Here is a 12,184-nt window from a genome sequence, read left to right as displayed (position 1 = left end):
AGCGGCAGCGCTGATTATTTCGGGATATTTTAATGAACAAGCAAAAGCATCAATTAATAACAGGCTGTCCTGGTGTTGGCGAAGAAGAAATAGAAACGCTCAGCCTGTTTTAACGGTTTTAATTATTTACGGTCGGCGCGGAAACATTTCATATCCACTTCCACTTTGCAGTCGACCACTAAATCCTGCACGCTACAAATACGCGCGGGCGGATTATCACTAAATATCTCTCTGAATACTTTATTAAATGAACTGAAATAGCGTGCGTCGGTTAATACCGCCGTCACGTGCACCACATCCTCCACGCGGTAACCTGCTTCCCGCATGATGGTCAGACAGTTGTCGAACGCCAGTTGCGTCTGTTCGATGATACCGCCTTCCACAACTTCGCCCTCACGCATCGGTGTCTGGCCCGAGATATAGAGCCAGCCATCGGCCTCAACGGCCCGCGCGAACGGCAGTTTCTGCCCACCTGTACCGGTGCCGCCTTCAATGCCATAACGCTTAATCGTCATGCAATGCTGCTCCTTTTTGTTCTGAGAATACCCGTTAGTACCGGGTGATAGTTGTCTGGTATATCAGACTGCTATCTGCAATACCGGATAGGGCAAGATTTGCACAGGTTTTTTATTTTTGCAATATATCGCGAGGAATTTAATTTCTCGTGATGTCGTTGCGATCGCAAAATAAAAAAGGAATGCCGAAATTTTCTGCCTGAAAATGTTATCGCTGTCGTGGTTTAAAAAAATAACCTGCATGCAATGCGCTAAAATGAGGCCCCAAAATAGAACAAAGAAATATAAACTCTGGCAATGAAATTTTAATTAACGGGGATGGGTTAACGGCGATGCTCGGTGTATGATGCTTTTCTTTTTTACTGTCTGGCGCGACCGCCCGACTGCATCAGGAGAATTTGCTTATGCCGGACGAGAAGCCATCGCGGGCGCGCGGTGTTGACCGTGTTATCGACATTTTTCGCCAGTTGCATATCGCTCGTCAGCCTATGGCGATGCGCGATTTGATCGACGCTACCGGTGCACCGCGTTCCAGCGTATATGAACTCGTTAACCTGCTGAGTGAGGCAGGGTTGCTTGAACTGGATGCCGACGGCGCGGTGTTTTTTGGCCGTGAAATGCACTATTACGGTGCGGACTACATGGCGCATAACGACCTTATCCGCCGCTCGCATCAGTTAATGGTTGAGATCGTGGCCCGTCATGGCGAGACGGTGCAGCTCTGTATGCTGGAAGGGAATAAGTACACCGTTGTGCTGTCGGAAAGTAATGCTCACCCGTTCAAAATCACTTCTGATATCGGGGTGCGGGTGCCGATTACCTGGACGGCCACTGGTCGTCTGCTGCTCAGTAATTGGTCGGACAGCGCCATTCTCGATCTTATCCCCGAAGAGGATTACCGACTGGCGAACGGGCAAGTCCTCGACAAGCAGGCATTCCTCGAAGATATTCATCGTGCCGGGCAGCAGGGATATTGCCTGACCGAAGGTTTGTCAGAGAGTTTTACCTGCTGTATGGCGGCGCCGATTCGTTCCCGTAGCGGGCAGGCAGTCGCCGCTATTTGCTTTATGGTAAGTCGCGATACGCCGGAGGAGCGCCGTCAGATGCTGCTGAAAGAGTTGATCGTTTCCGGGCAAAAATTATCTGACTTCACCTGAGCCTCTATTCCCTGTGATTGACAGGCATCTGAAATCTGGCTCACCGGGTTACACCAGCAGGTGAAAGGGCGTGTCGCTATCGCCGTTGAGCTGGAAAAGCCCGGTGAGGGACGCGAGCCAGAAGTCCCTATTTATCACCGTTTTTCCTGTGCATGCGTTGACTCGCTTTTTTGCCCGGTGGCGCAAAGGATGATCCGCAGAGAGTGAAGTCTTCAGGTGATTAATGATTATTCCACAATCTTAAATATAATAAGGTATATCCTATCTGACCAGAAAATATTCTGGCAGATTTGAATATCACCTGTGCATTATTCTGACATAAACTGTTTAATGGTTTTTTAATTCAGTGTGCTTACATACATTCGAATTTTTCTTTGTCATCAGAATAACAAGTCTTATATTTTTATTAAACGTTGCTTTTTCGAATTCTAAAATGCTTAGCGTTTTATTAATTAATTCAATGTATTTATAAAATAAAAATAAAATCATTGCTTCTTTTGTGACGGATGTCAAAAAAAAAGAATGAAAACTCAGTCCATTACCAGATCTTAATGGCGGTTGCCTGGGTGGAGTTCCTTATTCTTCGATGATAAAGTCTGATAAGGCAAAAGATGATGGTTATCATCAAGGGGATACGATGTATAGCAAATTATCAGTCCTTTTTAAGGAATTGATGGATGAAGAATATCATACCGCTCGCGAACTAGCCGCAAGGCTTAATGTTAGTGAAAAGACAGTTCGTGTCCGCTTGAAAGAACTGAATGATATCGTAATATCACATGGTGCCATGATCGCTTCGAAATCGAATATGGGGTATAGATTAACGGTTGACGATTATGATTGCTTTAACCAGTTTGCTCTTTCTGATAATAAAGAAAATAAGGTTTCCCGGCCAACGACATCGAATGAACGAATTACTTTTATTCTCGCTTTTTTATTAAATCGACACAGCTATATCAAACTAGATGATTTATGCGAGCAGTGTTATGTTTCCCGCAATACGATGACTGCAGATCTAAAAAAAGTTGAGTATATTCTGCACATACACAATCTGGTTTTAGAAAGACGGCCTAATTATGGTATTATTATCGACGGCAGCGAATTCAATAAAAGGGTATGCATAGCAAATAATCTCATCAAACGTGATGACTTTATGAATTCTGATGGAAAAAAAGAAGAAAAGCTAAAGGCGATTGGCAATATCGTTTTATCCGTTTTGCATAAAAATGAATATCGTATATCAGAGGTCTCACTGGAAAACCTTATTTCTCATATTTTCATCGCATCATATAGATCTAAACACGAACAATCCGTAGATATTGACGGTAACAGAATCGTGCAATTGGTGAAACCGGATGTTCTGGAGGCAACTAAAGAGATTGTGCTGCGTACCCAGAAAGAACTCCAGACCCTCATGCCAGAAAGCGAACAGTTCTATATAGCACTGCATATGGGAGCTAAATTATCGTCTGGCTCTTATAATCACCCCGGTGTAAATATTGTTATTTCCCGAAAAATTGATGAACTAACCTGGCGGATGCTGGAGATTGTACATAAAAGCTTTAACATCGATTTTATGGATAACCTGGAATTACGTATGTCATTAAATCAGCATATGGTTCCGCTGGATATACGGATGCAATACGGTATTCCACTCAGTAATCCATTACTGCATGAAATAAAGAAAGAATACGCTTTTGCCTATACAATGGCAGCAACGGCATGCATTGCTCTGTCAGAGCATTATGTTACCAATATTCCGGAAGATGAAATTGCTTATTTCGCTATTCTTTTTGAGCTTGCGCTGGAAAAAAAAGATAAGAAAATTGACAAAAAGAATATCATCGTTGTGTGTGTGTCAGGCAAAGGTACCACACAACTTTTTATGTACAAATATAAACAAGCATTTGGTAAATACATTGAAAATATTTATGAGTGCACTGCCTGGGAGCTGAATTCCTTTGATTTTGCTGGGCATAATATTGAATATATATTTACAACCATCCCGATCAATATTGACGTGCCGGTACCAGTGTTCGAAGTAAATTTATTCCTGGAAAATAAAGATATTATCACCTGCAGTGAAATCTTTGAAGCCAGCAGCAACGCTTTTTTGCATAGATATTATCTACCAGAGTTATTTCTAACAGATATTGTGGCAGAGAATAAAGAGGAAGCGCTCAGATTACTCTGCCAGCATACGGAAAAATACTTTCCATTGCCTGACGGTTTTTTAGATGCGGTAATGAAAAGAGAAGTGCTGGGGCAAACGGATTTTGGGAACCTGATCGCTATTCCTCATCCATTTCAGGTCATGACCAGAGAAAGTTTTGTCACGGTAGGCATATTACAGCAACCTATATGGTGGGGGCATAATGAGGTACAGGTTATTTTTCTCATTTCTATTTCTTCTGAAGAAGATACGGAGATCGGGCGCTTTTACCAGCTGACAACGAAATTGCTGTTTGATAGTGAGGCCTTACAGCAACTGCTTAAGGAACAACGATTTGAAGTGCTCATGACGTTACTGAAAGGGGGTGTCATATCGTGAGATATGGCAATTTTTACCAGATTAAAGATGGTAATTTTCCCGCTGGAGAACCTGAACACTGATGGTTAGTATCATCTGAAATAATCATAGTGAGGAGTGGTACAAGTGACGGAAATTAGCCTGGAAGATATTATCACCGAGTTGGTGGTGAATGGCGGAAGCGCAAAAAGTAAAGCAATGCAGGCAATGAAAGCCGCCAGGATGGGTGATTTCGCAACAGCAGAGGTGCGGATCTCGGAAGCAAATGCCTCTTTGCAGAAGGCACATTACTTTCAGACGGAATTGATTCAGGCAGAAGCGCGAGGAGAAAAAAAAGCCGCAGTATCACTTATTATGGTTCATGGGCAGGATCATCTAATGAATGCCATGACCACCAGAGATATTGCCCTGGAAATGATTGAAGTGTACAAACTTATTAAAAACAAATAATAATAAGGAATGCATATGATACATATTACTCTTGTTTGTGCTGCTGGTATGTCTACCTCTATGTTGATGGCTAAAATGCAGCAAAGTGCTAAAAGCAAAGGTATCGATGTCACTGTTATCGCAATGCCTGAAGAAAAATTCAAAACGTATAAAGGGCAAACAGAGGTTTTACTATTAGGTCCGCAAATTTCGTATCTTGAGGATGACCTAAAAGAAAAATATGAACCTCATGGAATAAAAGTTGCTGTCATCGACATGGTTGATTACGGCATGATGAACGGCGAAAAAGTGCTGGTTGATGCACTGGCCTTATTGAGCTAAAAATTCATAAGAAAAGCGTTGACTTGTATAGCCAATATACATTGGCAGGGGATCCCTATGTCCAAATTTGACAGAAAAACGATAGCCAATAAAATTCATCCTATAGTTAATAAAATTCAGACCAGCAAACTGGTGAATGGTATTACAGGTGGAATGATGGGGGCTATGCCTATTACTATCTTAGGAGCATTTGCTGCATTATTTCTGAACCTCCCGATTCCAGCATATAAAGAATTTATCGCCAGTGCAGGTATTGCTGCAGCGTTAAAAGTCATTATCATGTTTACTACTAATTTCCTGGCCGTTATATTCGGTGTCGCTATTGCTGGTAACTACGCAAAACAACATGATGAAGATGGCCTGTTCTGTGGGTTATTGGCATTGCTGAATTTCTTTATTGTTACGCCAGTGACGTTTTCGGAAAATGGCGCTCCGGTCATTCCCATGCAGTGGTTAGGCGGTACGGGTATTTTCACTGCAATTATTGTTAGTTTACTGTCTACATGGGTTTATATTTTTTTTAAACGGCAGGGCTTCACGATAAAAATGCCAGCAAGTGTGCCGCCTGTTGTTTCCAGTAGTTTCAGTAGTCTTATCCCTGGATTTGTCTCTATTCTGCTATTTTCTGCTATCTCTGTGCTTTTTGCGGTTACTCCGTTTAAAAGTATGCATCAATTTATCTATGCATTTTTACAATTACCTCTGCAGGGTGTCGGGGGCAACATTGCTTCCATCATAATACTTTGGACATTAGCTCAATTACTGTGGTTTATGGGCATCCATGGCACGATGGTTATTTACTCTGTTGTATTGCCGATTTTTACCGCAATGGATGCAGTGCAACTTGCGGCCTATTCTGCCGGTGAGGCACTGCCCAATATCACCGGACGCTCATTTGTCAGCACTTATACAATGTCTGCCAGCGCGATAGGTCTTACCTTACTGATGCTGTTTTTTGCAAAAAGTCAACAATATAAGACACTGGGGAAACTGACTACCATACCGGCGCTGTTTGGTATTAGTGAACCATTAGTTTTCGGTACGCCAATGGTTTTTAATTTCCGCTTTGCCATCCCTTTTATCTTTATGAATGCGATTAGCCTGAGCATCGCTTATCTCGCAACCTACATAGGACTTGTCCCCAGAGTTGCAGGGATTACACCGATAACCGGAATGCCGATTATTCTAAGCGGTATTATGGAGGGAAGTTGGAAAATCGCTGTGTTGCAGGTTTTCCTTGTGGGAATACAAATCATCGTCTGGTATCCATTCTTTAAAAAGGCAGATAAAGAATCCTATGCGCTGGAAATGAATGGCGAGGGGAATAATAAGTAAATATAAGGCGGCTTTCGATAATAAAAAGTTACTATCTGAATCAGATATCGCTAAAGTCGCCGCGCACTGAATTTTACCTATAAAAATTATAGCATCTATATATTTCTTTTTTTAAAGAACAACCTTCCCATGTACTATTATAGAGAATAACTATGATGGAAAATAAAAGAACAGTAGTTGCGCTTTTACTTCTGGCGTTTAGCGCATTAACAGCACAGGCCGCAGAAATTAACGATAATGAGGATGTATTAAGAGTTCGTCTTAAAAATGATTTTCGTCGTGCAGACAGACCCAGCGCGGGGGCATCGGCAAGAGATATTTATGGCTGGGTTCAGGGGGCCATGCTTGACGTAAATACACATTATTATTCCGATTTTATTGGCGCGGAAGCCGGGGCGTATTATGTTTATAAGCTAGGCGCAAAAGATCGCTGGAGTACGCGCGGTTATCTTGCCGATCACGATAGTTTTGGACTTGTTTCCGGCGCGGTTAAACTCAAACCCACTGATAACCTTCATTTTAAAATTGGCCGATTTGGGACAGATAATGGTTACGGTAGTCTGCCATACCGGGTCCCGCTTATTGCATCCGGCTCAACGCGAACGATGCCAACCCTTTCTGAGGGCGTGCTCAGCCGTTACGAGCCCAGCAATAATATCGATTTATGGGCTATGTACCGTACCCGCGTATTTCTTTGGCCGGATGCCGCCGTAGGCGTGCGTAATGAAGGGATCTATAACCCGACAACGGGTCATTATGATACGAAACGCGCACGTTCTTTTCTGGCTGGTAGCTGGCATGACAATAGCAGTCGCTATTCTCTGGGGGGCTCCTGGCAGGATGATGTCTCGTCTCAATATGAAGCTATTGTTGAGAAAAAAATCTTACTTGAGAATAAAGACACGATCAAAGTTGAGCTTCTGGCGTTTCACGCCCTGCTGGACGGCATTTCACGCTCCCGTAGTTTTCATAATAATACTCAGGTCTATTCAGGGCAGGTAACCTACAGTATGCCGAAAATAAGTTTTTTTGGCGCAGCCGGCATGGTGACGCATGCGATGAATAATATTGGATCGAACGTGGATACGGATATTGGCTACCCCAACTCTCTGAGTATTGATCGAAATAAAGAGGATATGTTTTCTTTGCAGGCGGGAGTGCAATATTTCTTCCAGCCAAATCTTAGCGTCATGGTCGCGCCACTAATTACCCACGGATATGAAGATCCCCAGAGAACGATTGAAATTAATGGTCAAGGTATCCTCACCGGTGTTTTCTACAACGTAACTGACGGGGCGCTTGCAGGAATGAAAATGTATGTAGCATCGGATATTGCAAAAGAAAAAAGAAATGGCAGCACGCTTGGTAATGAGTTGCACTACTGGGATGTTAAAGCGGGAATACAATATGACTTCATGTTGAAATAAATGTTGTTTTTTTTCCCATATATAGATGCAGATAGAAGGATTTTGTGATGTTAAAACCAATTGAAACCGAATCCCGGGAATGTAAATTACTTGATGGTCTGTGGGATTTTAAAATAGATACGGACCGCTGCGGATTTTCGCAAGCGTGGTGGAAAGACCGCCTTGATGGCGCGCGTAAAATAGCTGTCCCTGCCAGTTTTAATGATCAATTCGCCGATGAGACCGTACGTACACATGTTGGCGATGTATGGTATCAAACTGACGTTCGTATTCCCAAACGCTGGGATGGTCAGCGAATTGTGCTTCGTTTTGATGCCGTGACGCACCGCGGAACGGTATGGCTGGATGATGAACAAATCATGTTTCATCAGGGGGGATATACACCGTTTGAGGTAGATATCAGCGCGTTGGTCGGTGAGAAACGCGTGGTACGTGTCACAGTATGTGTTAATAACGAATTGTCCTGGCATACCATTCCGCCTGGCGTTATCGCGGAAGAGAATGGCGTACGCAAACAGCATTATTTTCATGATTTTTTTAATTATTCAGGCATTCATCGTCATGTGTGGCTTTATACGACCCCGCACCAATTTATTCGTGATATTGATATTGACACTCATTTTTTGGAGGATCTCAGTACAGGCTATGTGCAATATCGCATCAATGCTCCCGGTGAGGTGAAATGTCAGCTCATCGGGCGCGGAGGGAATATTGTTGCACAAAGTTCGGGCCGGGAAGGGGTACTTGAGGTCACGCAACCAACACTCTGGCAACCTGGTAACGCTTTCCTCTATCAATTGCTCATCACTGCTGGTACAGACTGTTATACGCTGCCTGTGGGTATTCGTACGGTCAAAGTCGACGGGGATTGCTTCCTGATAAACAACCAACCGTTTTATTTTAAAGGATTTGGCCGGCATGAGGATGCCGATTTACGGGGTAAAGGCTTTGATAATGTTCTGCTGGTGCACGATCATGCATTGATGTCCTGGATTGGAGCAAACTCCTATCGGACTGCTCATTATCCTTATGCCGAAGAGATGCTGGATTGGGCAGATGAGCACGGTATTGTCGTCATTAATGAAACTCCGGCTGTAGGGTTTAACGTTTCGTTGCCGATGATCCGCAATTTTACCCGACCAGAGAAACTTTTTTGCCCGGAAGCCATAAACGATGTGACTCAGCAGGCGCATCTTGATGCAATATGCGAATTGATTGCGCGGGATAAAAATCATCCCTCGGTGGTCATGTGGAGCATTGCCAACGAGCCGGACGCTCGTGAGCCAGCCAGCCGGGATTATTTCTTACCTCTCGTTAAGGCGACGAGGGAGCTGGATCCTCACCGTCCTGTTTGTTGTGTCAACATTACCAAGTCATCGCTGAATGAAGACAAGATAAGCGATCTTTTTGATGTCCTGTGCCTGAATCGCTATTACGGCTGGTATGAAAACCCTGCGGATCTGGTTGCTGCCGAGAAAACATTAGAAAATGAGCTGGTTGCCTGGCATGAGCGGCATCAAAAGCCCATCATTATTACGGAATACGGTACTGATACGTTGGCCGGACTGCATTCGGTTTATAACGAAATGTGGTCTGAAGAATACCAGTGCGCGTTTCTTGACATGTACCATAAAGTATTTGATCGGTTATCGTTTGTTGTGGGCGAGCATGTCTGGAACTTTGCCGATTTTGCGACCTCGCAGGGAATCATACGCGTTGGCGGGAATAAAAAAGGCGTTTTTACTCGGGACCGGAAACCAAAAGCCGCTGCCTTTCTGCTGAAGAAGCGATGGCTGGATAAACCATCACAAGCATAAAATTCTTTAATTGTTTATTGAGCAAGAAATTATACGTACCAGGCAGACGAGCTGAGTCCTGTATTAAACCGGACTCAGCTTTTTTATCGCCGCATGAAATGTTTGATATGTAATCATGGGTCTTGATTCGCCATTGACCGTAGCCACAGATATTGCCGGCTCTTTGCGTATTTCTTGCTCATTCCCAGCCCAACCCAGCCAGATGTCAGCCTAATGCTGGCCTTTTGTTAACAATAAAGATATAAATAACCCGGACATGGACATTTAGACATCTATACGTTTAGAAGGTGATATGCACGCACAACAAGAGAATGGAGAGCTTAAGCGCACCATGAAAACGCGCCATTTGATCATGCTTTCATTAGGCGGCGTCATTGGCACAGGGTTATTTTTTAATACCGGATACATCATCTCTACCACCGGCGCGGCAGGTACTCTGCTGGCATATTTGATTGGGGCGCTGGTCGTCTGGCTGGTTATGCAGTGTCTTGGTGAGCTTTCCGTGGCGATGCCGGTCACGGGCGCTTTTCATGTTTACGCGGCGCGCTATATTGGCCCGGCGACAGGGTATACCGTGGCATGGTTGTACTGGCTTACCTGGACAGTCGCTCTGGGGTCGAGCTTTACCGCCGCCGGGTTCTGTATGCAGTACTGGTTCCCACATGTTCCGGTCTGGATATGGAGCGCCCTGTTTTGTGTGGTGATTTTTTGTCTTAACGCGATTTCAACGCGCTTCTTTGCTGAAGGGGAGTTCTGGTTCTCGCTCGTTAAAGTCGCGACCATCGTCGTCTTTATCATTCTCGGCTGCGGGGTGATTTTCGGGTTTATCCCGATGAAGGATGGTTCACCGTCGCCGGGGCTTTCTAACCTCACCAGCGAAGGCTGGTTCCCGCACGGCGGTTTGCCGATTCTGATGACCATGGTGGCGGTCAATTTTGCTTTTTCCGGGACGGAGCTTATCGGTATTGCGGCGGGCGAAACGGAAAATCCGCACCACGCTATCCCGGTCGCGATCCGCGCCACTATTGCCCGGTTAATCCTGTTTTTTATCGGCACCGTTTTTGTCCTTGCCGCGCTGATTCCGGCAAATGTGGCGGGGGTTGAGAAGAGCCCGTTTGTACTGGTTTTTGAAAAAATAGGCATTCCGTATGCGGCGGATATTTTTAACTTCGTCATTCTGACCGCTATCCTTTCAGCGGCGAATTCCGGGCTTTATGCTTCGGGTCGCATGCTCTGGTCACTGGCAAACGAAAAAACGTTGCCGGGCTGTTTTGCCCGCGTCAATAAGCATGGCGTGCCGTTGATAGCCCTTTCTGTCTCGATGATCGGCGGCCTGCTGGCGCTGTTATCCAGCGTGATTGCCCCTGATACGGTGTTCGTTGCGCTTAGCGCCATTTCTGGTTTTGCCGTCGTGGCTGTCTGGCTCAGCATCTGTGCGGCCCACTTTGTCTTTCGCCGCCGCCACTTACAGTCGGGCAAGCCGTCTGCGGCGTTACAATACCGCGCACCCTGGTATCCGCTGGTTCCCGTACTTGGATTCGTGCTGTGTCTGATGGCCTGCATTGGGCTGGCGTTCGATCCGGAGCAGCGCATTGCGCTCTATTGCGGTCTGCCGTTTGTCGCCCTTTGCTACGGTGCCTATTTTCTTACCCACAAAACCAAATTGAAGGAGGCGGACTATGCCGCAGATTAACTCCCTTGCCGCGCTGCTTGAACGTCATCCCTTTGTCGTGCTTGATGGTGCACTGGCTACCGAGCTTGAAGCGCGCGGATGCAACCTTGCCGATAATCTCTGGTCCGCCAAAGTATTAATGGAAAATCCACAAATCATTCGGGATGTGCATCTGGATTACTTCCGCGCGGGCGCACAGATAGCCATTACCGCCAGTTACCAGGCCACGCCCGCAGGCTTTGCGGCACGCGGTCTGACGGAGGCGCAGTCGAAAGCGCTGATTGAACAGAGTGTGAAGCTGGCAAAAGAAGCGAGTGAAATTTATCGCGCAGAAAACCCCAACGCCGGTCCGCTGCTGGTGGCGGGTTCTGTTGGGCCATACGGCGCTTATCTGGCCGATGGCTCTGAGTATCGCGGCGACTATGTGCGTAGCCACGAGGCGTTTCAGGTATTTCATCGCCCGCGGATTGAAGCGTTGCTCAATGCCGGTGCCGATCTGCTGGCCTGCGAAACGTTACCTTCCTTCGCTGAAATAAAAGCACTGGCTGACCTGCTGTCTGAATATCCCGATGTGCAGGCGTGGTTCTCATTTACCTTACGTGACGACAAGCACTTAAGCGATGGTACGCCGCTGGCTGAAGTGGTGAACGCGCTGTCTGCTTATCCGCAAATCGTCGCGCTGGGGATTAATTGTATTGCGCTGAGCAAAACAACCGCCGCACTCAAACATCTGCAAAGCCTCAGTGCGCTGCCGCTGGTGGTCTACCCTAACTCCGGGGAAACTTACGACGCAGTCACCAAGGCGTGGCATGTGCACGGCGATACCTGCGGATCCTTAGCGGCACATTTGCCCCAGTGGTTAGAGGCTGGCGCAAGACTGATTGGCGGATGCTGCCGGACTACCCCACAGGATATTTCCGCCCTGAGTGAACACCGGTAACGGCGAAGAGGAATAAGCAG

At 45.8% G+C, this 12,184-nt stretch carries 10 protein-coding genes and 1 pseudogene; 10 read left to right on the top strand and 1 reads right to left on the bottom strand.

Going from position 1 to position 12,184, the window contains the following annotated elements; genetic code table 11:
* Positions 1 to 122 precede the first annotated feature (122 nt).
* Positions 123 to 515 (bottom strand): RidA family protein, encoded by a 393-nt coding sequence (locus Y71_RS24035; protein WP_007372873.1) that lies wholly within the window; start codon positions 513 to 515, stop codon positions 123 to 125.
* 404 nt (positions 516 to 919) lie between these two features.
* Here Y71_RS24035 and Y71_RS24030 point away from each other — a divergent pair, with 404 nt between their 5' ends.
* From Y71_RS24030 to mmuM, 10 genes and pseudogenes are all read left to right on the top strand, one after another.
* Positions 920 to 1,672, top strand: a complete 753-nt coding sequence (locus Y71_RS24030) for an IclR family transcriptional regulator (RefSeq protein ID WP_007372875.1) — start codon at positions 920 to 922, stop codon at positions 1,670 to 1,672.
* Between the two features lie 21 nt (positions 1,673 to 1,693).
* Positions 1,694 to 1,872, top strand: a pseudogene (locus tag Y71_RS31140) (IS110 family transposase); the annotation flags it as partial.
* 437 nt (positions 1,873 to 2,309) lie between these two features.
* Complete coding sequence (locus Y71_RS24025) at positions 2,310 to 4,223, top strand: BglG family transcription antiterminator (RefSeq protein WP_035943066.1); 1,914 nt, start codon at positions 2,310 to 2,312, stop codon at positions 4,221 to 4,223.
* Positions 4,224 to 4,328: 105 nt separating this feature from the next.
* Positions 4,329 to 4,652, top strand: a complete 324-nt coding sequence (locus tag Y71_RS24020; protein ID WP_090398103.1) for a PTS lactose/cellobiose transporter subunit IIA — start codon at positions 4,329 to 4,331, stop codon at positions 4,650 to 4,652.
* Between the two features lie 15 nt (positions 4,653 to 4,667).
* The gene (locus tag Y71_RS24015) at positions 4,668 to 4,973 is read left to right on the top strand and encodes a PTS sugar transporter subunit IIB (RefSeq protein ID WP_035889908.1); all 306 of its coding nucleotides are present in this window, start codon (positions 4,668 to 4,670) and stop codon (positions 4,971 to 4,973) included.
* Positions 4,974 to 5,030: 57 nt separating this feature from the next.
* Positions 5,031 to 6,308, top strand: coding sequence for a PTS sugar transporter subunit IIC (locus Y71_RS24010; RefSeq protein ID WP_007372881.1), 1,278 nt, complete (start codon positions 5,031 to 5,033; stop codon positions 6,306 to 6,308).
* Between the two features lie 152 nt (positions 6,309 to 6,460).
* Positions 6,461 to 7,735 carry a glucuronide uptake porin UidC gene (gene uidC / locus Y71_RS24005; protein ID WP_007372882.1) on the top strand — a complete coding sequence of 425 codons (1,275 nt, stop codon included), beginning with the start codon at positions 6,461 to 6,463 and terminating at the stop codon, positions 7,733 to 7,735.
* A gap of 47 nt (positions 7,736 to 7,782) precedes the next feature.
* Positions 7,783 to 9,552, top strand: a complete 1,770-nt coding sequence (uidA, locus tag Y71_RS24000; protein ID WP_007372883.1) for a beta-glucuronidase — start codon at positions 7,783 to 7,785, stop codon at positions 9,550 to 9,552.
* Between the two features lie 292 nt (positions 9,553 to 9,844).
* Complete coding sequence (gene mmuP / locus Y71_RS23995; protein WP_007372884.1) at positions 9,845 to 11,245, top strand: S-methylmethionine permease; 1,401 nt, start codon at positions 9,845 to 9,847, stop codon at positions 11,243 to 11,245.
* Entirely contained in the window at positions 11,232 to 12,164 is a 933-nt protein-coding gene (gene mmuM / locus Y71_RS23990; RefSeq protein ID WP_007372885.1) for a homocysteine S-methyltransferase, read from the top strand. The genes mmuP and mmuM overlap by 14 nt, the downstream gene beginning before the upstream one ends.
* Positions 12,165 to 12,184: the final 20 nt, after the last annotated feature.

It is taken from the genome of Kosakonia radicincitans DSM 16656, from assembly GCF_000280495.2.
GTDB classification, from domain to species: Bacteria; Pseudomonadota; Gammaproteobacteria; order Enterobacterales; family Enterobacteriaceae; genus Kosakonia; species Kosakonia radicincitans.
This window is presented reverse-complemented; position numbering and strand designations above follow the sequence as displayed.

Bases quoted from the DNA above. Each gene is read 5' to 3' on its own strand.
- mmuM (WP_007372885.1), top strand. From the start codon at position 11,232: ATGCCGCAGATTAACTCCCTTGCCGCGCTGCTTGAACGTCATCCCTTT.
- Y71_RS24015 (WP_035889908.1), top strand. From the start codon at position 4,668: ATGATACATATTACTCTTGTTTGTGCTGCTGGTATGTCTACCTCTATG.
- mmuP (WP_007372884.1), top strand. From the start codon at position 9,845: ATGCACGCACAACAAGAGAATGGAGAGCTTAAGCGCACCATGAAAACG.
- Y71_RS24030 (WP_007372875.1), top strand. From the start codon at position 920: ATGCCGGACGAGAAGCCATCGCGGGCGCGCGGTGTTGACCGTGTTATC.
- uidC (WP_007372882.1), top strand. From the start codon at position 6,461: ATGATGGAAAATAAAAGAACAGTAGTTGCGCTTTTACTTCTGGCGTTT.
- Y71_RS24010 (WP_007372881.1), top strand. From the start codon at position 5,031: ATGTCCAAATTTGACAGAAAAACGATAGCCAATAAAATTCATCCTATA.
- Y71_RS24025 (WP_035943066.1), top strand. From the start codon at position 2,310: ATGTATAGCAAATTATCAGTCCTTTTTAAGGAATTGATGGATGAAGAA.
- uidA (WP_007372883.1), top strand. From the start codon at position 7,783: ATGTTAAAACCAATTGAAACCGAATCCCGGGAATGTAAATTACTTGAT.
- Y71_RS24035 (WP_007372873.1), bottom strand. From the start codon at position 515: ATGACGATTAAGCGTTATGGCATTGAAGGCGGCACCGGTACAGGTGGG.